This window comes from Shewanella pealeana ATCC 700345, from assembly GCF_000018285.1.
Lineage (GTDB): Bacteria > Pseudomonadota > Gammaproteobacteria > Enterobacterales > Shewanellaceae > Shewanella > Shewanella pealeana.
Genome location: NC_009901.1, coordinates 4,356,003 through 4,376,485, shown reverse-complemented (window position 1 = coordinate 4,376,485; position 20,483 = coordinate 4,356,003). Strand labels below are relative to the sequence as shown.

Annotated in this window: 13 protein-coding genes; 11 read left to right on the top strand and 2 right to left on the bottom strand. The window is 43.8% G+C overall.

Annotation, left to right across the window (positions count from 1 at the left end):
* Window positions 1–586: 586 nt before the first annotated feature.
* Complete coding sequence (locus SPEA_RS18855) at window positions 587–2,818, bottom strand: S46 family peptidase (protein ID WP_012156780.1); 2,232 nt, start codon at window positions 2,816–2,818, stop codon at window positions 587–589.
* Between the two features lie 123 nt (window positions 2,819–2,941).
* Between SPEA_RS18855 and dnaB the strand changes: the two genes are divergently transcribed.
* The 8 genes from dnaB to SPEA_RS18815 all read left to right on the top strand — a co-directional run bounded on the left by dnaB (window position 2,942) and on the right by SPEA_RS18815 (window position 14,104).
* Window positions 2,942–4,348, top strand: coding sequence for a replicative DNA helicase (gene dnaB, locus SPEA_RS18850; protein WP_012156779.1), 1,407 nt, complete (start codon window positions 2,942–2,944; stop codon window positions 4,346–4,348).
* A gap of 93 nt (window positions 4,349–4,441) precedes the next feature.
* Window positions 4,442–5,518, top strand: coding sequence for an alanine racemase (gene alr / locus SPEA_RS18845; RefSeq protein WP_012156778.1), 1,077 nt, complete (start codon window positions 4,442–4,444; stop codon window positions 5,516–5,518).
* A 113-nt stretch (window positions 5,519–5,631) separates the two neighbouring features.
* Complete coding sequence (locus SPEA_RS18840) at window positions 5,632–6,894, top strand: BamA/TamA family outer membrane protein (protein WP_012156777.1); 1,263 nt, start codon at window positions 5,632–5,634, stop codon at window positions 6,892–6,894.
* Window positions 6,895–7,391: 497 nt separating this feature from the next.
* Window positions 7,392–8,159, top strand: coding sequence for a LuxR family transcriptional regulator (locus SPEA_RS18835; protein ID WP_012156776.1), 768 nt, complete (start codon window positions 7,392–7,394; stop codon window positions 8,157–8,159).
* A gap of 3 nt (window positions 8,160–8,162) precedes the next feature.
* Window positions 8,163–8,837 (top strand): response regulator transcription factor, encoded by a 675-nt coding sequence (locus SPEA_RS18830; RefSeq protein ID WP_012156775.1) that lies wholly within the window; start codon window positions 8,163–8,165, stop codon window positions 8,835–8,837.
* On the top strand, window positions 8,824–10,044 hold the full coding sequence (locus SPEA_RS18825; protein WP_012156774.1) for a sensor histidine kinase: 1,221 nt from the start codon (window positions 8,824–8,826) through the stop codon (window positions 10,042–10,044). The genes SPEA_RS18830 and SPEA_RS18825 overlap by 14 nt, the downstream gene beginning before the upstream one ends.
* A 428-nt stretch (window positions 10,045–10,472) precedes the next feature.
* Window positions 10,473–12,149 carry an HAL/PAL/TAL family ammonia-lyase gene (locus tag SPEA_RS18820; RefSeq protein ID WP_012156773.1) on the top strand — a complete coding sequence of 559 codons (1,677 nt, stop codon included), beginning with the start codon at window positions 10,473–10,475 and terminating at the stop codon, window positions 12,147–12,149.
* A gap of 194 nt (window positions 12,150–12,343) precedes the next feature.
* The gene (locus SPEA_RS18815; RefSeq protein ID WP_012156772.1) at window positions 12,344–14,104 is read left to right on the top strand and encodes a flavocytochrome c; all 1,761 of its coding nucleotides are present in this window, start codon (window positions 12,344–12,346) and stop codon (window positions 14,102–14,104) included.
* Between the two features lie 600 nt (window positions 14,105–14,704).
* Here the strand turns inward: SPEA_RS18815 and SPEA_RS18810 are convergent.
* Window positions 14,705–16,846 carry an OmcA/MtrC family decaheme c-type cytochrome gene (locus tag SPEA_RS18810; RefSeq protein WP_223296530.1) on the bottom strand — a complete coding sequence of 714 codons (2,142 nt, stop codon included), beginning with the start codon at window positions 16,844–16,846 and terminating at the stop codon, window positions 14,705–14,707.
* A 419-nt stretch (window positions 16,847–17,265) separates the two neighbouring features.
* Between SPEA_RS18810 and SPEA_RS18805 the strand changes: the two genes are divergently transcribed.
* The 3 genes from SPEA_RS18805 (at window position 17,266) to dusA (ending at window position 20,388) form a co-directional block, all read left to right on the top strand.
* Window positions 17,266–18,243 (top strand): LysR family transcriptional regulator, encoded by a 978-nt coding sequence (locus tag SPEA_RS18805; protein WP_012156770.1) that lies wholly within the window; start codon window positions 17,266–17,268, stop codon window positions 18,241–18,243.
* Window positions 18,227–19,177 carry a LysR family transcriptional regulator gene (locus tag SPEA_RS18800; protein ID WP_012156769.1) on the top strand — a complete coding sequence of 317 codons (951 nt, stop codon included), beginning with the start codon at window positions 18,227–18,229 and terminating at the stop codon, window positions 19,175–19,177. Before SPEA_RS18805 ends, SPEA_RS18800 begins: the two co-directional genes overlap by 17 nt.
* Before the next feature lie 224 nt (window positions 19,178–19,401).
* Window positions 19,402–20,388 (top strand): tRNA dihydrouridine(20/20a) synthase DusA, encoded by a 987-nt coding sequence (gene dusA / locus SPEA_RS18795; protein ID WP_012156768.1) that lies wholly within the window; start codon window positions 19,402–19,404, stop codon window positions 20,386–20,388.
* The last annotated feature ends 95 nt before the right edge of the window (window positions 20,389–20,483 follow it).

The following is a 20,483-nucleotide window of genomic DNA, read 5'->3' as shown; positions in this document are numbered from 1 at the left end:
TTAGTGCGGCGTTTTTTTATGCCTGAAAAATGGCATTGCAGGAAAGGCAGGAAAGGCAGGAAAGGCAGGAAAGGCAGGAAAGGCCAATTTGTTGTAGGTCGGGCTTTAGCCCGTCAATATTGGGCATATTCAGTGTTTAGCTCAAGCAAGAAAATACAATCCAATGCAAAAAGCTTGTTGGCATTAATATCAATCAGTATAAAGATTTGGTCGCTCAGCGAGAGTTTAGCTGTTATGAGGCAAGGCAGCGAGTGAAGAGCATAGTTGAACTAGGGTTAAGCTCCCTCTTGTTCCTTAAGAGTCACAGCATCAGAACTGCTAAAACTCGCCATTCTGGAGCGTTTTGGCTTCCTAATTCTGTGTTGAACAGCTTCACAAGGGAATACCATTCTTTCAGCTATTCGCCTTGAATTAGTTTGCCAAAAACGCTCTGAGTAGATCAACTTCTTATACTGATTGGTATAATACCCATCTAGATATCGAGATAGCTCGAGGAAAAGTAGCAAGGTAGAGCATGAGTAGCTGTTCAAGTAAAAAGGCATATGAGCAGAACTCATATGCCTTTTAAGTATGTCGCCTAGCCGAATTAGTTGTTCACTAAGTCTAGCTCTTCAATCAGATTTTGTGCGTTATCTACCTCATCCATCATCCAGAGGATATAGCGAATATCCACGTGTACGGCGCGGGTGATGGTTGGATTAAAGAACCAGTCTTTAGTAATTGCTTCGTAAGTCGAGTCAAAGTTAAGGCCGACTAGCTCGCCTTTTCCATTAAATACTGGAGAGCCAGAGTTACCGCCAGTGGTGTCAACGCTCGATAAGAAGTTAACAGGCACTGAACCAAAGTTCTCAGGCTTATCTAAACAAGAGAATAGGCGGCATAACCAAGAAGCAGGATCTTGATAAACGGTTTCTACCGCGTGGCTACCAAAACGCTTAGCCTCAATCGCCTCTAGTAGTTTTGTTGGCGCGTTAAACGGCTCTACACCAGTATGCTTAGCTACAATGCCTTCTAAGCGAGTAAAGGGCTGCTTATAAAGCGCATCAGTTGATTGGTAACCGTCTACCATACCATAGGTGATACGTAGCGTACCGTTAGCATCAGGGTAGACTGGCCAGCCATTGGCCTTGTTGTAAGCGATAATGGCCTTCATATAGTCAGGACGAGCTTTGGATAGCTTACCTGCTAACGTCTTAGCATCTTTCTCTGCCTGCATATTTTGCGGGTACAGGGCAACAGCAAGGCGGATAAATGGATCGGCGCTAGTCTCAAACTCTGCTGCATCGGCGTTCATCCAGGCAAGACGCTTGTCTTTCTCTGTTAGCGAGCTAAGCGCGTACAGTGCATCAAGCTTTTCGCTCAGGCTGATCTCGCTATCACTATCACTATCACCTTCATTGAGCATGGCATCAAGCTCTGCTACGCGATTGTCTTGGGCAAGGTAGGCTTTTAAGTCCTGCATCCACAGGGTTTTATCGACGCTGATGGCAAAGCTCGAGTCTAAACGCTTAAGGCGCGCTTTAAACATCTTCATGTCGCGCTCTTGATAACCCTCCTCACGTTCAGCATCGCTCTTTTGCTTCTCTTTGGCTAAGCGGTAAAGCTTGTTAGCGGTAGCGAGCAGTGCACTGCTTTGGGCGTTTTCAAAGTAGTAACGGCCTTGGCGTAGCTGGCGTTGCTGGACCAACAGGGTTTCAAGCTCATCAAATTGAGTTTGGAAAGATTGGTACTCGGGGTCTTTTGCAAGCCATGCGCTAAAATCATCCTCACGGCTTTGCTTAATGCCCGTTATATCAGTCGCTTTAAAGCCATCTAACAAACCGTTGTACTTCTTCATACGGTTTGCCATACCAGCAAGCGTGCCCGCGTACTTGATTTTAACGTCTTTATTGTTTGTGCTCATGGCTTCGATAGTATCGATGCGTAGCTGATAACGCGTCGCAAGCGTTGGATATAGCCAATCGCTAGCAAACTTAAGTTCGCTGGTTAAGCGGTAGCGGCTGGTTGAACCTGGGTAGCCTGCCACAAATACACCGTCACCGGCTTTTACACCGTCGGCATTAATCTTTAAATAGCTCTTAGGCACGTAAGGTACGTTGTCTTCAGCAAAAGCTGCTGGTTTGCCGTCTTTACCAACGTAGGCACGCAGAAAGGTAAAATCAGCAGAGTGGCGTGGATATTCGTAGTTGTCGATATCACCACCAAAGGCGCCTGCACTTTCTGGTGGCGCGTACACTAAGCGCACGTCACGAATAATGAGCTGCTTGATCAGGTAATACTCAAGACCGTTATGGAAGCTTCTTACCGAGCAGCGATAGTTATCATCGCTTTCGCACTCTTTGATTAAGGCTTTGCGATTGGCTTGGATATTCTCATAACGCTTAAGCGGATCGTCACCAATCTGTTTTTTGACTCGCTCTGATACATCGGTAACCACTTCGGTGATATAAAGGCGCTCGTTTGGCCCCGCTGTCGGTTCTTTATCTTTACTGGTCGCTAAAAAGCCATCTGCCAGATAGTTATGCTCTTTTTTGCTGTTATATTGAATGGCGCGATAGGCACAATGATGGTTTGTCACAACTAAGCCTTGGGGCGAAACAAAACTGGCGGTACAATAGCCCAGTCCGACTACAGCATTCATAGGGTAGCTGGTTAAGTCTGCTAACTGTTTAGCCGGAATATCGATGCCACGTTCGCTGAGCTTATCGGCGATGGATGGCATTTGATAGGGTTGCCACTGTCCTTCATCAGCCAATGCTACGGCTGATGGCAGCATCCCCGAAGATAGAGCGATGGCGGCAATCAATGCATTGCGCATGTTCTTTCCTTAATATTGTTATAGTTTATTTTTAGTTGCAGGTCGTATGATGTTAAAAGCCTGCTCTGTTTTACCACGGTTTTATACCACATTTTGCTTAAACGTTGGAATTTTGGAGATTTAATGTCACAACAACGCGCCTTTAAGGGCAAAGAGAAACCAAGAGATCTTCAGATGGACGCGCTGAAGATGCCACCGCATTCAATTGAAGCTGAGCAATCGGTTCTCGGTGGTTTGATGTTGGACTCTGACGCTTGGGACAGAGTGGCTGAAGCAGTTGTTAAAGAAGACTTCTATTCGCGTGCTCACGGTACGATTTTTACTGCGATGGAGTCTTTAGTCAGTGCGGGTCAACCGATTGACTTAATTACTGTCTCTGAACAATTAGAACTCGAAGACCAACTCGAAGATGTCGGAGGATTTGCCTACATTGGTGAGATAGCCAAAAATACCCCGAGTGCCGGTAATATCCTCTCTTATGCCAGTATTGTGCGTGAGCGTGCCGTTGTTCGCGATATGATCAAGGTGGCCAATGAAATTGCCGATGCAGGTTTTAACCCTGAAGGGCGTAATTCGAGTGAGCTACTCGATTTAGCCGAAACCAAAGTGTTTAAAATTGCAGAGCAGCGTGCTAACGCCAACGAAGGCCCTGAAGGTATCAAGGCGATTCTAGAGAAAACTGTCGATAAAATCGAAGAACTCTACAATAACCCGACCAACGGTGTAACCGGAGTGTCGAGCGGTTTTGGCGATTTAGATAAAATGACCGCAGGTTTCCAGTCTGGCGATTTGATCATTGTTGCGGCGCGTCCATCTATGGGTAAAACCACCTTTGCGATGAACTTGTGTGAGCAAGCGGCGCTGCATGAAGACAAGCCCGTGCTTATTTTCAGCTTGGAGATGCCTTCAGAACAGATCATGATGCGTATGTTGGCCTCACTCGGTCGCGTCGATCAAACAAAAATTCGTACTGGTCAGCTAGATGATGACGATTGGGCTCGCGTATCCTCAACCATGGGGATCATGCTTGAGCAAGGTAAGATGTATATCGATGACGGCTCAGGATTAACCCCAACCGATGTACGCAGTCGAGCCAGACGTATCGCCCGTGAATACGGAGGCCTGTCGATGATCATGATCGATTACCTTCAGTTGATGCAGGTGCCAGCGCTAAAAGATAACCGTACATTGGAGATCTCAGAAATCTCTCGCTCATTAAAAGCTTTGGCAAAAGAGCTAGAGATCCCAGTAGTAGCATTGTCACAGCTTAACCGCTCATTGGAGCAACGTGCCGATAAACGTCCTGTAAACTCGGATTTGCGTGAATCGGGCGCGATTGAGCAGGATGCGGATTTGATCATGTTTATTTATCGTGATGAAGTGTATAACAACGATTCTGAAGATAAAGGTACTGCTGAGATCATTATTGGTAAGCAACGTAACGGTCCTATTGGCCGCGTGCGCTTAACCTTCCAAGGCCAATTCTCTCGTTTTGACAATTATGCAGGTCCGCAATTCGAAGAAGATTAATTATTGGTCATCATCACTTTTTTTACACAGTGATAAAATACAATAGAGCCTCAATGAGGCTCTTATTTTTAGATTAGATAAACAAGGTTACTCTTGAAACCATTCCCACGAGCAGAAATCAGCCGCCATGCATTGAAGAATAATCTTGCTCGGCTGCATGAATTAGCCCCATCGAGTAAAGTGATGGCGGTTGTTAAAGCTAATGGCTATGGCCATGGCTTACTCAATGTCGCTCAATGTTTAGATAATGCCGACGGTTTTGGCCTAGCCCGGCTCGAAGAAGCATTAGCGCTTCGAGCGGGCGGTGTTAAGGCCAAGCTTTTATTATTGGAAGGCTTTTTCCGAGCGACTGATTTAGTCACCTTAGTTGAGCATGATATTGAAACTGTGGTTCACCACGAGTCACAAATCGAAATGCTCGAGCAGGCAGAGTTGAACAAACCCGTCACAGTGTGGATGAAAGTAGACTCTGGTATGCATCGACTCGGGTTTGTACCTGATGAATTTCATCAGATTTATCAGCGTCTATTAGCCTGTGACAATATCGCCAAGCCAATTAACTTGATGACCCACTTTGCCTGTGCCGATGAACCAGATAATGACTGTACTGCCAAGCAGATTGCTGTTTTCGAAGAACTAACTAAAGACTTACTTGGCGATCGTACTCTAGCCAACTCGGCTGGCGCACTCTTTTGGCAGCAAAGCCAAGCAAGTTGGATCCGCCCTGGTATTGCGCTCTATGGTGTATCTCCTGTGGTTGGCGATCTAGGTACCAAACACGGGCTTATTCCTGCGATGGAGCTAGTGTCGCAGCTGATTGCGATTCGCGATCATAAAGCTGGACAACCCGTTGGTTATGGTAGTCATTGGGTTGCAGAGAAAGATACCAAACTTGGAGTTGTTGCTATCGGTTATGGTGATGGTTATCCAAGAAATGCGCCGTTAGGAACCCCAGTACTGATAAACGGTCGATTAGCACCTATCGTTGGTCGCGTCTCAATGGACATGTTGACGGTGGATCTTGGCGCTGGTGCTAAGGATAATGTTGGCGATAAAGCCGTGCTTTGGGGGAAAGACCTTCCGGTAGAGGAGGTGGCAGAGCATATTGGGACTATCGCCTACGAACTTGTGACTAAATTGACTCCCCGAGTCGCTGTTTGCCTAGATTGAGCAAATAAACACCTTATTCTGTAGTGGTGATTGAGGCTGGATGCCCTTCATCAGAATGAAGATCTTTTAAATTGAAAACTTATTTATTGCGTACTTTTACCGCATTAGGGCTAATGTCGCCACTGGCTTTTGCCGCGCCAACTTCGACTGAGATAACTAAAGAGCAGCGTTCGGGCGAAGAAACTGTGATTATAGAATCTGTTTCGCCTAAGGCTACAGCCAAGTCTAAGCAGGGCGATGATAAGCTACCCGATTATCAAGCAGAGTTTGCAGCGGTGCCTTTCGCTTTTTCCAGTGAAAGTTTAAGTACCGCCTTTGGTGGAGCCGGTGTACTTAAACACGCCGGGCAGATCCAGTCCTCGATATTGGGTATTGGTGTATATAGCACCAATAATAGTTGGGTAAGTTACCTGCGTTTTAACGACTACCAAATTCCTTCCATTGATCAATGGTTATTCTCGATAGAAACTTATCAAGCCCGCTTTCAAGAGGGGGTCTATTATGTGCCGCAGCAAGCTGGAGCCTTGGGAGAGAACGAGCGAACAATAACCTTAGGTGATGAATCTTATACTAAGTTTCATGCCAGATATATTTTGCCAATAGGACGTGGTAGTCAAGGTACTGTGCGTAGCCTTGGGCGTGCAAGAGGCGATATTAGTTGGAACCCACTCGAATCAGGTGTCACCAGCCTAAAATTTAGCCCTTTTAGCCAGAGTCGGGAGTTAGAGGGCTTTGAGTTTTTACCCGAAGAGGCCAAGGGGCTTGCGCTAGAGCTAGATTGGGATAACCGTGATAACGGCAAAAATAGTAGTCAAGGCGGACAAACAAGCTTCAAGGTGACTCGCGACTTTGGTAGCGGTTCTCGCAATAGTTGGACCACTTGGGAGTTTGAGCAAAGCGCTTTCGTGTCTATCGATTCTAATGAATGGTTTGGTCAGCAAATTTTAGCGTTTAACTTTTATTTAGCCGATACGCCAACTTGGACCTCAGGTTCTGAAGATGACTTGCATCAACCCCCTAGTTTTGCAGGGATAAGCTTAGGCGGATTTGAACGCCTGCGTGGTTACACCAGCAAGCGTTACACTGGCCGCTCAGCAGTGCTCTATAGCGCAGAATATCGCGTGCAACCTAGATGGCAACCATTGCAAGAGTGGCCAGTATTTAACTTATACGATGTGCCTTGGTGGCAGTGGGTTGCCTTTGCTGAGGCGGGGCAGGTGAGTGATGACTTTAATGCCAGCGCGTTACATGAAGATTTGAAGTGGTCGGCAGGTTTTGGAGCGCGATTTGAAGTTGAAAGTATCGTAGTGCGTGCAGAGCTTGCTTTTAGCGCCGAATCGAATCAATTCTGGATCATGGTGAATCAACCATTCTAAGCGGCTTATTGTTTTAATCCCTGTGGTGGGAGGCTGTTTAAAGTGCAGCCTCTAGCTAAAATTGTTCTTGAGTAGAATAGTCTAGGGGGAGATCTACTGCTGCCTTTTAGGCTATAGACTACAAAAGAGTTATGCCTTGAATATTGCAATTCTATACTGAAAAATGTGAGCTTGATGGCGCACCGATATAGATGCGTAAATAGAGTATTACTTCTGAATAAACGTCTCTCTTACTTACAAACTGTTTAGTTAAAGCTTATGTTCAGTAATTGATTTTATTTCTGGTAAATTAAAATAATTATAGAGCAAGCAACGTCAAAATTGCGTCAAAATTACTACTCTCTAAATTAAATTTTATGTTTCTGTTGGGTGGTTAGAAAATCTCCATTAAGAATGTTTATCCGTTAAGGCTATTTGAGTAAAGTTGATTGTACTGGCTTTACCTTGAGTGATTTGGTCGCTTGTGACTTTAAATAGTTTTGATTGGGCTCGGAATTATGGGACAGATGAATAACAGTGCATGGTTAATAGATGAAAGTAAGTCTGATTTAACACCATTAGCTGAAGAGATCCTCAATAGTATTAAATCCCCAATTGCGGATTTGGGCTTCGGTGGGTTTTGGTTTCAAGGAATCGCCAATAGCGCTTACCAAGACTACTTAGGTAACAACCGTAAGAGTCTACTGACACGTAAAGTGCTAAGAAGCAGCGGCGGCGTTTTTTCTTCTTCACCGACGGTTAAGCAGCTGCATCAACAATACGTAACACGTGTTGCGCCTACCGATATTAACTTTGCAGCCGCCTTGCGACTCGATTCCCCCTATCACTATGTTCTTTGTGAAGATGGTCAGCCGACTAAAGTTCAAAAACTGTTCAATAGCCACGGTATTAATACGGTTCTTAGTTGGCCGCTGAAGCATTTTGCATCAGATACTTGGAGTGGTCGATTTACATTATTATCAAAATATCCATATGAAGAGTTAAGGCTTACAGAATTAGAACAGACACTAAAGCAAGCTCAACTGACGATATTTGAACATTTTCATAATGAGATAAACCCATACCGTCAATATAACCTGTTTAATCAAACAGCAATAAGAGCATTGAGGATGGCTGCGATTGGATTACATAATCGCGAGATTTCAGAGCAATTGGATATTACCGTTCGTGGGGTGGAATACCACCTTGAATCTTTAAGAAATAAGTTGTCTGCCAGTAATAGGACCAATTTAGTTCATATCGCTCATCAACTGGAAATTATATAGAAGATGTTGGTTCTCCTTGTCGAAGATAACCGCCTACTGGCTAAAAATATTATTCAGTATCTCGAGTTAAATGAGATTGAATGTGACTATGCGGAGACTCTGGAACGGGCAGAGGAAAGAATATTTAGCAGTACCTTTGATGCGATCATTTTAGATCTTAATTTACCCGATGGCGACGGCATTACAGCATGCCAGAGATGGAAAGAGCAATGCATTATGGCTCCAATCATTATGCTGACGGCTAGGAGCAACTTACAAGATAGGCTTTCAGGTTTCGAGGCCGGAGCCGATGATTATCTGGTTAAGCCTTTTGCACTGGCGGAGTTAGTCGCACGCCTTAAGGTTGTATCTCAGCGGCGTCCATCGCCAAAGCGGCTGACTATTGGCGATCTCGAGTTTGATTTTGGTGCCCATCAGGTACATCGTCAGGGTCAGGACCTTGCTTTGTCACGAACAGGATGGCAGATCCTTTCATTTTTAGCTCGAAGAAGCCCTGAAACCGTCGAACGGGAAGAGATAGAGCGATTACTGTGGCCAGATAGCCCTCCCGATAGCGACAGCTTAAAAAGTCATATACACCTGCTTCGAAGGGTGGTTGATAAGCCATTCGAACAGCATCTTATTCATACGATTCGTGGTGTTGGCTTATGCTTAAGAGTGGAAAATGATGAAGCCTAAGCTGAGTTTGAAGCGTGTATATCAGGTTTACGGCTTATGTTTTTTAGCTATCACCTTGGTTATAAACTTCCTTATTCCTCTGTGTATGATGTGTGCGGGAATGTTTAGCATGCATGAAATCACCATGAGAAATGCAGCTCAAGCTGCAGAAGTCTATGCAAGCGCAAGCCAAAATGCGATTGAAACTGAAAATATTACCGTTTACACCAGTTGGGATCTAGTGCCAGATCAAGTTAAGGCGATCAATGGTGGCTTGCCTCCAGAGCAGGCACTTGATGTTAAGCATCAGCATTCAGATGGGAAATTTATCGATGGCCTGATGCTTTACTCTACCAAAGAGGGCAAAGCCTATTATGTTTGGCTGCATTATAACGCCACTCACGCATTAGAGTTTGCTCCTAAGAACATGGCAGCGATCCTCCTGTTAGTTATCATGACATTCTCGGTAAATGCCATTCTCGCCTGGTATCTGCAGCGTCGGGTAATTTTACCTGTGCATCAGATCAGTGAAGCAATCAAGCAACACGATTGGCAAGGTATGCAGCAACTTAGGTTTCCAAAGCAATGTTATGCCGAACTCCAATCTATTGTCGATGCACTGGACAGCTCGATTAAGCAACTTAAAGAGTCCCAGCAAAGGGAGCTTTCCTTTCTGCGATTTGCCAGTCATGAACTAAGAACTCCCATCGCGATATGCCAGTCATCATTTGAAATTTTATCGCTGCAACAAGGAGAGCTCTCAGGGCCAACTTTACATGCTAGCCAAGCGACAACTCAGATGAAATCAATCACGGAGACCCTGCTTTGGTTAATGAGTTCAGACTGTAGTCCAATGAATTGTTGTGATGTGAAGTTATCACATTTACTGGCGAGCATAGTCGATGATCAAAAGTATGCTCAGGGCAGTGATATCAATGTGGACTTGATCTGCGATGAAACCGAGCTTTACGTGCTCAAAGAGCCTTTGACAATCGTATTGAATAATCTGATCCGTAACAGTTTAGAACATGGTGCTAAGGGGGTAGTCATTGAGCAAGTCGGTAACCGAATTGATATTGTTAATCCTTTATCAAAACACAATAGCAGCGGTTTTGGATTGGGCTTGATGTTAGTGGAAAGGTTAACTAAGCAGCTTAACTGGGATTACTCAACAATTGATGATGATAATTATTTTAGGGCAAGAATCATTATCCATTCGAGTCTGTAGCGCGAGAGAATAAATAATATTGTGATCACAGTTATTATTGTTGACGTTATTTGATATTAGTCAGAGTTATGGTGTTTAGTGTGGTTTTGGTATTTGAACTGACAATTGTTTTTAATGTTTCTGTGATGGCTGACTTATTGTTGGTAATGGATCGTGATAAGTCAGAGTTAATAATGTTTGGTATTAAAAGTGAGCTTGTTTACTCGTTTCAGCTCACTTATTGAACTTTATTTGGTTTTTTCATTAAAACTACTGTTTGTTCCCACACTGTTTTGATGCAGTGCAATATTATAGTGAGCGATATCACTTCATAATATTTGTTATAGGTTAATCTTTGTTTAGGTTTTTAATAAAACATCTTGTCATTGTTCTAACTCAAATTTTATGTGGGCTAGTGTGGCATCACACAGTTATATAAAGGAATGGAAATGATTGTTAAACATAAATTGAAACTAAGCTCTTTGGCTATTGCCTTAAGCTGTGCCGTTGTTCCTATGACTTCATTCAGCGCTATGGCTGAAACAATTAGTCTAACAGGTAAAGATCTTACTATTGAGCAGTTGCTTAAAGTTCAAAGTGGTGAAGCCAATGTGACTGTCAGCAAAAAAGGCAAACAGAACATCCAAGACAGTTTCGATCTGTTAATGGATTCAGCTCGCCAAGGCACACCAGTTTATGGTCTAACGGTTGGCGTGGGTAAGAACAAGGATACAGAAGTTTTCGGTAAAGACGGTAAGATGTCAGATGAAGCGGTAAAGCTGTCTGAAGACTTCAACCGTGACATGCTATTCACTCACGCTGCAGCGTCTGGCGAGCCGATCGCCCAAGAAGTTGTGCGTATGGCTATGACTATCCGTCTAAACCAGATCGCGACTGGCCATGTAGGCGTACAACCTGACGTGGCTCGTTTGTACGAGCAGTTTGTAAACAAGAACATTATTCCTGTTGTGCCATCAGATGGTTCGGTAGGCCTTTCTGACATTCTGCTTGCTTCGCACATTGGTGCGGCAATGATGGGTGAGCATGAGGTGTTCTATAAAGGCGAGCGTATGCCAGCTGCTAAGGCACTAAAGGCTGCAGGTGTTAAGCCTCTGGTACCATTCGGTAAAGATGGTTTATCTATTCTTTCTAACAACGCGCTATCAACAGCGCAGTTAGTCCATGCGATGGGGCAAGCAGAGCAGTTAATCGAATTCTCTCCAAAGCTGATTGCTGCGGGCCTTGAGTCTATTAATGGCAACATCAGCCCAATTCTGCCTCATACGCTAGATGCCCGTCCTATGCCACACGTACAAGACGTAGGTAATGACATTCTTAAAAACCTGAAAGGCGGTTATCTGTTCCAACGTGATGAGAAGCGTCCTCTACAAGATAGCTTATCATTCCGTGGCGCGCATTGGCCTGTAGCTAACGCTATTAGCCAGTACAACAATCTTGAAGAGTTGGTACACATTCAGATCAACAGCTCTGACGATAATCCAACGGTATACTTGAATGCTAAGCACTCACGTTTCAACAAGTATCCACAAGTTGAGCAGTACTTCACAGATGGCAGGGTATCTGGCGCGATTAACTCGTCTGCTAACTTCGACACCATTCAGTTAGCAACGACAACTGAAGCCTTCAGCATTGCGATGGCTCAGCTAGGTAAGTATTCATCGAATCGTCAAATTAAGATGATTGACCCATACTTCACAGGCCTACCACGTGCACTTGTGAACCCAGATGATACTAACGGTCAGAGTTTCTATACCCTACAGAATGGCTTTACAGCGCTGTTTGTTGATATCGCTCACGCGTCTAACCCAGTATCTTTCTATGGTCAGGCTAACCAAGGTGGTATCGAAGATAACTTCAGTAACTTCCATCAGGCTTCTAAGAACTTAACTACAGTTGTGGATGGCGTTTCTTACATCTACGCATTCGAGTTAATGACTTATGGTCAAGCGCTAGACCTTCAGAAGAAAGTGCATGACCGTGACTTGTCTGATGCGAATAAGGCTTTATTAAAAGACTTACGTGAAACAGTAAAGTTCTATGCCGATGATACTCGCACTTTTACTGTTGATATTGAAGCATCACAAAAATTCTTAATGAAATACTAATAATCAATAAAGTATTTACGAAATAAATTAGTAGTTATTTGTGAAGTTAGAAGTACTAGATAATAAGTAGTTAAACTATTAAGCCTTAATAAATGACATCAAACTTTTAGTTTGATGTCATTTACCTATGAAAAAATTAGTGAAACCGTAATTAATTGTTCTATTGAACACTCATTACTTTTAAAGAGACCCCTATGAATTTCAAATTAAAAAAGTCAGCGCTAGGCGTGGCAATTGCCTTACCTGTAATATTAGTTGGTTGTGCAGTAACAAGCGAAATGATCAAATCACAAGGTACGGCTAAAGGTCGACATGGTGATATTACTGTAGAAACAACGTTCCAGAATGGTCAAATTACTGCAATTGATATCGTAAAACAAAAAGAGAATAAAGTTCTATCCGCAGCCGTTTATAAAGACGTAAAGCAAGCAATCATTGATAACAACAGTGTCAACGTGGATGGCATCTCTGGTGCAACGGCCACTTCTGATGGCTTCAAGCAGGCGGTTGCTAAGTCGGCTGAGCTTGCAGGGGTGACACTGCTCGCAACAGCAGCAATCAATGGTAAAAAAGTTGATGCACAGCCATCAGAATACACCTATGACGTTGTTGTTATTGGTGCCGGTGGTGCCGGTTTCTCTGCAGGTATCGAAGCGGTTGAGGCTGGCGTATCTGCTGTTATCATCGAAAAGCAGCCTATTATTGGTGGTAACTCACTTATCTCTGGCGGCGAAATGAACGTGGCGGGTAGCTGGGTTCAAAAAGGAATGGGCATCACCGATAGCAAAGAGTCGTTTATTGAAGATACGTTAAAGGGCGGCGACTATAAAGGTGATCCAGAGATGGTGCGGGTAATGGTTGATAATGCTGTTGAAGCGGCCGAATGGTTACGTGACGATATCAAAGTTGATTTCTACAAAGACCAAATCTTCCAGTTTGGTGGCCACTCAGTAAAACGTGCCGTCATCCCTAAAGGACACACTGGCGCAGAAGTATTAAGCAAGTTTGCTGTTAAGGCTGAAGAGATTGGTTTACCTGTTCATATGAACACAACGGCAAAGAACCTTATCCAAGATGAGACAGGCCGCGTTGTAGGCGTTAAGGCGATGAAGAACGGTAAGGTTATCACTTATCACGCTAAGAAAGCGGTGGTAATGGCTGCTGGTGGCTTTGGCGCAAATATCGAAATGCGTAAGAAATTCAACCCTGAATACGATGAGCGCTACGGTACAACTAACCACTCAGGTGCAACCGGTGACGGTATCTTAATGTCTGAAGCGGTTAACGCTAAGACTGCCAACCTAGGCGAAATCCAAGCGTACCCAATCTGTAACCCTGAAACAGGTGCTATCGCGTTAATCGCCGATGCGCGTTTCTTTGGTGCTATCTTGGTTAACCAAGAGGGTAAGCGCTTTGTAGAAGAACTTGATCGCCGTGACGTTATCTCTAACGCAATCTTGAACCAAACGGGCAAATACACTTATGTTATTTGGAACCAAAAAATCGATGATCTTGCTAAGACTATCGACATGCACCCTGGCGAATTCAACGATCTACACTCACGTGGTTTAATGTTTGAAGTTGACAGCATCGAAGAAGCGGCTGCGAAATTCAATATTCCTTTAGCTGCGCTACAAAGCACTATCAGTGATGTTAATAAGTATGCGGCTACAGGCAAGGATTTAGCATTTAATAACCGTGCAGGTCTTGTTGACATGTCTGAAGGCAAGTACTGGATCTTAAAAGCAACGCCATCAGTCCATCACACAATGGGCGGTGTTGCTACAACGACTAAAGCAGAAGTATTAGACAATAGTGGCACCATCATCAAAGGCTTATACGCTGCTGGTGAAGTAACCGGTCTAACTCATGGCTCTAACCGTCTTGGCGGTAACGCCTATACCGATATCATCGTTTTTGGTCGCATTGCTGGTCAGCAAGCCGCGGCACAATAATTACAGTTTTAAAAGTTAAAAGTTAAAAGTAAAAAGTAAAAAGTAAAAAGTAAAAAGTAAAAAGTAAAAAGTAAAAAGTAAAAAGTAAGCCGACCACCCATATGGTCGGCTTTTTTATGTGTTTGAGATTGTGCATCTGTTAAGCCCATAATTTCTTAGACACTTAACTTGTTTTTCGAATGCCACTCGCCGCTTAACATTCAATATCCAAGTCACAAACTCGCTAAAACTGAGTCTATTTCTACTAAATCTAATAGTAGTTATTTGCTTGGCTTGTCCTAATCTCACGAGCACCCGATATCGGGGATAATATAAAAAGAGATTTAAATGATGAACAAGCCTCCTCTGGCTGCGTTGATTGCTCTATAACGCACTTGCTAAGTGGATGATGTGCTAAGCGCAAAAAAGGCACCTTTCGGTGCCTTTGACTTTTGCAGGGAGATGTAACTTAGAGCTGACCTAGGGACAAGTTAGGCGCTCTATTACAGATAAGGGCGGTGCCCTTTATCCTAGGTGGTGTTTACCTGACGTTTCTCTTTATCAGGTAAACAGATGAGGCTCCCGAGGGCGCCTCAGACTGCTTAAGTAAGCTGAATCAGTTTACTTATTGTGTACTTCCATCAACTTGGCTGGGCTATGACAAACGGCGCAAGCTTCTTCAGCTGTACCTTTTATTGCATCAGCCTTATCTGGACCATAGTAGCCGCCATTGCTCTTGAAGTGGCTTAGCATGGCGTCACTCTCATGACCCCAGTGACAAGTCATACAAGCACCAGCGTCAGCAGAAGCGTACATAGCTGTGCCATCAGTCTTAGTGGTTGGGAATACGTAGGTACGGCCTTCGCTAGCACGGCCTAACTCGATACCGTCGACATTGCCGCTTTCATCTGTCACGTGACAAGTTGCACAGTCGGTCTTCATTACCGTACCTGAACCACCATATTTCTTATTCATATAGTGACCAGATGCTTTGTGTACCTTCCAAGCAAAACCTGCACCACGGAACTGTTTTACGCCATCTACCGTATCATCTTGTAAGCCTTGATCGCTGGTATGACAAGCCTCACAGGCGACAAGACCGTTATCTTTATGACGAATTTCAGCGCTGTGACAATCGCGGCACTTAGCTTCATCTAAGATGGCGCGACGTGCAACGACATCGCCTTTGTCATCGGTTGGCATATTGATGCGGTGTGGCTCTGATTTGATATAAGCACTGCCTGCAACTTTATCTGAAGCGCAGTCAATATCAACGCCTTGCGCATCGAAACAGATGCTGAAGATTGGCATAAGCTCTACAGACACGCCGTCTGGAATACCCATATCCTTCGTATCAACCGTCATCACACCATTGTCTGGTAATACATGATCTGGCGTTGGGTTAGTCGTTGTTGGACGAAGGAACTCAATTTCGCGAGCCCATGGGCTAGAGTCTGCTGTTGCATCACCAATTGCGCCGTCGTTCTCAACATTCCAAGAAACCTGTACCACAGGTGCGGTATATTTATAAACTTTGTGACTTAAGCCTGAAACAATCGCGCCTTCACTATCCAGGGCTTTTGCTTCGAAACTAATAGCACCGTTTTCTACTTTAACATTTTCAAATTTCACGTCATAAGCGGCTGCTGACTCGTATGGCTTATTAAACTTGCGGTGGTCAACTTGGTGGCAATCGGTACAAGCAAGTTCAGGATTCTTATCCGATTTGTGCTGTGCAGGAGAGTCTGTATGACAGCCTGTACAGGAATTGGTATTGGCGTTGGCCAACCACAGATCTTTATCTGCTAGGGTTTCATCTTCAACGTGACAGGTTGTACAGTCCATAACAGGCTTAGTTGGGAATGCTGGGTAGTCGAATGCATGATCGCCGCCGTAGCCAGCAATGGTGTATGGCATAGGCACTACATTACCTTCAGCATCTTTGCCTTCACGGTTTTCGCCCATATGAATAGCATGCACCATATGGCCTAGCTCTACCGAGATAGCCTTAGGATCGGTAACAAGACCGTTATGACAAGATTGGCAGTTTTCCATGTCTAAGCGGCGGCCGCCGTGCGCTTTTAGGCTAGCAGGTTGGTGACAAGAGTAACATGTCTCTAAGGTCACAAGATCGCGAGTCTCAACACCGTCAGTTGCGTTTGTCGCAGGGATCCAATCGTAATGGGCGTTTTCTGCTAGCTCATGACCTGAGTCATATTCAAACTGCATTTCCATTGCAATACGCTGGGTTAATGCTGGATCGAAAACGATGCCTGCAGCGTCGTCAGCTGTTGTGAGATTAGTCTTGAAAGTATAAGTGTAAGTACCGTCTTTATGGTCAACTAAGCAATCAGCGCAATCTTTAATTGATTCGAACCCTTGCTCGAAGGTGGTTCCTGCGTCATTTGTTGCTGCGTTTAATAGTGAAAACCACTGTTTTAGCTCTGCTCCATCGTTGGTTTGTAGTTGGGCGAGTGAGAAGCGGAAATCGTGAAACTTGTTGTCTGAGCTTAAACCGTATAAGCCAACGCCTTGTTTGTTTTCAAGTTCAAAATCAAGGGTGATGATACCGTCTGCATATACGGCATTATTGATTGTTGCGATGGCTTCAGCGGCCATATCTATGTGTAGGCCTGAAGTGCCAGGTTCTCCGCCGCCACCAGGTGTGCCATCTTCTCCATCTTTGCCATCTTTACCATCTGAGCAACCGCCTATAAATAGCGCTGAGCCAATCAGTAAAGCTAGTGATGTTTTTTTTGTCATTATCATCATACATTCCTTAAAGGTAACCATTCTCGGTTGCTGAAATGTTATTAATCTTGCTTGGCCTTTGATATGAAGTGGATCACTTGATGAATTCTTGCTTTATTAGTTAGAATGGCTGGTTAGGTGTTCAATCTTGGTTTATAAGTCTGGTCGCGGCGCCGCCACTTGGTTGTTATGTTTGATTTTATCTTTAATCATGGTGTTATCTATCTGTTTGCGGAATGTGAAAATGTAAATTTCATATTTTGCAAATCCTAAATTTGAATCGAATTAGATAGTTAAAATAACCAATATGAGTCACAAAATGACGTATTAAATAATATGAAAATCACGAAAATAAACGCAATTTATACGTAATGCATAGTGAATGGTTTAGATTGCTTAATTAGGGATTCAGCACATTACTTTGAGGGCAAATGAGTAAGTTAAGCGTTAATAGTCTATTTGATATTCAAGTCTTTGTTTTATTGTATGAGTCACTCAATGCGACTGCCGTTAGTCAAACGTTAGGTGTGCCGAGCTCTAAAATCAGCCGTAGCCTTAAGTCGTTAAGGCACTCTTTGAATGCGCCGCTGTTTATTCGTAAACAACAAGGGTTTGAGGCCAGCGACTTGGCAAACGATATCTATCCTAAAATGAAGCGTATCGTTGAGCTTGCTAAACACTGTGAAAAGATTGAAGTGGGTACAGATAACTTGCGTACTCGTAAGCTGGTTATTGCTTGCCCACCGACATTATCGCTAAACCTGCTTAATCATTTACAAGCTAGGGCCTGTGAGGATCAAGAATCTTTTCTTTTTCATATTAAACCTTGTACGAGCAATGTGGCTGAGCTTATAAAGCAGCAACATGTTGATATTGCAGTAACTTATAGCGCTTACAATACTGAACAATTGACATCAAGTTTAATTGCAACATCAAGTAACTATGTGTTGGTTGCCAAACAAGGGCACCCATTGTTGAGCCGCCAACAGTCTTTGGAACTTGATGATATATTTGATTACCCATACATAAGTTTTTCAGGTAATGAGCTCAACGATGTGATTGATCCGCTGGAGTGCTACGCCTTAGATGTCGAACGTAAATTAAAGTTAGTTGTGAAAGTTTGTTTTTTAGCTGATCTCATGCTGCAGCTAGAGCAGAGCGATGCTATTGCACTTTTAAGCCATTTGGATGCCGTTGAGTTTTTATGTCAGCGAGGCAATATTGGCGCATTAAAATTAGAGAGAAGCTTATGTGAATCGATCAATCAAAGAAGTGGTCGATACCATTATTATTTGACGCAGATGCGTAAGAATACAGCTTCTCCTAGCTGGGTAGGCAAAGAGATCCATCGTTATATTCAAGCAAATATAACCTCAGATAGTGAAGGCTATAATGAAGAGATTAAGTAGTGTTAGTCTTTCTAGCATAGAAATATTTTGCCAACTTTACATTAAAAATAGTACCAAAGAAGTGGCACTTGCGCTGGGGACTTCACAGCCTAAGGTGAGCCGCGCCTTAAATGCACTAAGAGATGTATTTGATGAGCCATTATTTATTCGTACGAATAATAAAATGGTGGCCACAGAGCTTGCACATAGTTTGTATCACTCATTTTCAGATATTTTATCTTGTGCTGGCGAAGTTGAAACTGATGTTATTAATAGTATTTCTACGCCAGAGCCGCATATTGTCATTAGTACCGTGCCTCAGTTGGAAATTGGTTTAGCTCAGCAGGTTATTGAAGAGGCTGATAACAATGGTGTCAGCGATAGTATTCCGATATCCACCGTTGCTTGGTCTGAGAGAAGTGAGCAGCAATTAATTGATGGTGAAATTGACGCGGTAATTTGCTTCAAGCCCTCAACCAGAAAAGAGTTGTTATCAAAGTCAATAATTCAACATCGTGGTGGATACTTAGTTGCACGTGCAGGGCATCCTTTATGGCAGTCTCCTACAATCGATAATATGATTAACTATCCAATGGTTAAACTGGTGACCATGCCATTTCCTGCCAACAAATCTCCTATCGGCGTATATGCAAAAACCACGGGTAAGCCGATGCAGACTTATGCTACGGCTCCAGATTTAGGCAGTGCCGCCAGTAGTTTATTAAACTCCAATGCTTTTATGATTGTTGGTGTTAAAAGTGCTGTGGATTTTTTAGCCAGTATTAACGGGCTCAAGGCATGTAAAATGGAATACGCCGAGGATCAGTTTTTACTGAAAGGTTTCTCCTATCCGACTGTTTATTTATGGCTCAAACGGGCTTTAGATGGCAAGGTACAGGCTCCGATGTGGCTTCAGCGAACCCTTGAGTCGTATATCGTAAAATCTCATAAATAATGGCGCGAGACACTTAGAAGTTAAACATTAGCCGCAGAGCTTTATCCTCCTAGCTGATGTAGTGCTATAATACGCGATTATTGCACTTCGCCGATTTATCTTCCTTCGATGTAAATCTTGCTAAGCCCTATTTGGGTTAGGCTGAAGTCGGGCATTTTTTCAGATAGGCACGTCACCCTGAATAGGGCAAAAACTGTCTTTATTTAAAGTTGGATAATTAGTTTATGTCAGTTAGACCAATCAATCGCACCTTCTCAATCGCTCCCATGCTGGATTGGACCGACAGGCATTACCGCTATTTTGCGCGTCTGATGTCTTCTCAGACCTTGCTATATACCGAGATGGTAACAACCGGGGCGATTTTGCATGGACGAGGTGATTACCTAGCTTATAACCAAGAAGAGCACCCGTTAGCATTGCAGCTTGGCGGTTCGAATCCAGTAGATCTTGCAGCCTGTGCCAAGCTCGCAGCCGAGCGTGGTTACGATGAGATTAATCTTAACGTCGGCTGCCCATCGGATAGAGTGCAGAATGGCCGCTTTGGCGCCTGCCTGATGGCTGAGCCTGAGTTGGTGGCTGAATGTGTGACGGCAATGAAGCAAGTGGTGGATATTCCGGTTACGGTTAAGACTCGTATTGGTATCGATGAGCAAGATAGCTATGAGTTTTTAACTCAATTTATCGATACAGTAAAAGCTGCTGGCTGTGAAGAATTTATTATCCATGCACGTAAGGCTTGGCTTCAAGGTTTGAGTCCGAAAGAGAATCGCGAGATCCCGCCATTAGATTATGAGCGTGTATATCAACTTAAACGAGATTACCCAGAGTTAAATATCTCGATTAACGGCGGTGTTAAAACGCTAGAGGAGTGTCAGACTCACTTGCAGCACCTTGACGGAGTAATGGTGGGTCGTGAAGCCTATCAAAATCCATATATTCTTGCAGAAGTCGATCAGAAGTTATGCGGTATCGATGCGCCGGTGATGAGTCGAGATGCTGTTTTGGAGAAACTACTTCCTTATATAGAGAAACATCTGCAGCAAGGCGGACGCCTTAACCATATTTCTCGCCATATTATTGGTCTTTTCCAAGGTGAGGTAGGCTCCCGTGTATGGCGCCGATATATAAGCGAAAATGCTCATAAGCAAGGCGCTGGTATTGAGGTGATAACTCAGGCGAGAGCCGAGATGGACTCGGTTGTGAGCCTATAGTATTAGTTATTTGCATTAGTGATTCCATATTAGAGAATCTATATTAGTGAAATTGGCCAGAGCATGGTGAGTTTCACTAATTTCTTTTTATGTTT

Coding starts and splice junctions, on each gene's coding strand:
- SPEA_RS18855 (WP_012156780.1), bottom strand. CDS start 2,818: ATGCGCAATGCATTGATTGCCGCCATCGCTCTATCTTCGGGGATGCTG.
- dnaB (WP_012156779.1), top strand. CDS start 2,942: ATGTCACAACAACGCGCCTTTAAGGGCAAAGAGAAACCAAGAGATCTT.
- SPEA_RS18840 (WP_012156777.1), top strand. CDS start 5,632: ATGTCGCCACTGGCTTTTGCCGCGCCAACTTCGACTGAGATAACTAAA.
- SPEA_RS18835 (WP_012156776.1), top strand. CDS start 7,392: ATGGGACAGATGAATAACAGTGCATGGTTAATAGATGAAAGTAAGTCT.
- SPEA_RS18830 (WP_012156775.1), top strand. CDS start 8,163: ATGTTGGTTCTCCTTGTCGAAGATAACCGCCTACTGGCTAAAAATATT.
- SPEA_RS18825 (WP_012156774.1), top strand. CDS start 8,824: ATGATGAAGCCTAAGCTGAGTTTGAAGCGTGTATATCAGGTTTACGGC.
- SPEA_RS18820 (WP_012156773.1), top strand. CDS start 10,473: ATGATTGTTAAACATAAATTGAAACTAAGCTCTTTGGCTATTGCCTTA.
- SPEA_RS18815 (WP_012156772.1), top strand. CDS start 12,344: ATGAATTTCAAATTAAAAAAGTCAGCGCTAGGCGTGGCAATTGCCTTA.
- SPEA_RS18810 (WP_223296530.1), bottom strand. CDS start 16,846: ATGACAAAAAAAACATCACTAGCTTTACTGATTGGCTCAGCGCTATTT.
- SPEA_RS18805 (WP_012156770.1), top strand. CDS start 17,266: ATGAGTAAGTTAAGCGTTAATAGTCTATTTGATATTCAAGTCTTTGTT.
- SPEA_RS18800 (WP_012156769.1), top strand. CDS start 18,227: ATGAAGAGATTAAGTAGTGTTAGTCTTTCTAGCATAGAAATATTTTGC.
- dusA (WP_012156768.1), top strand. CDS start 19,402: ATGTCAGTTAGACCAATCAATCGCACCTTCTCAATCGCTCCCATGCTG.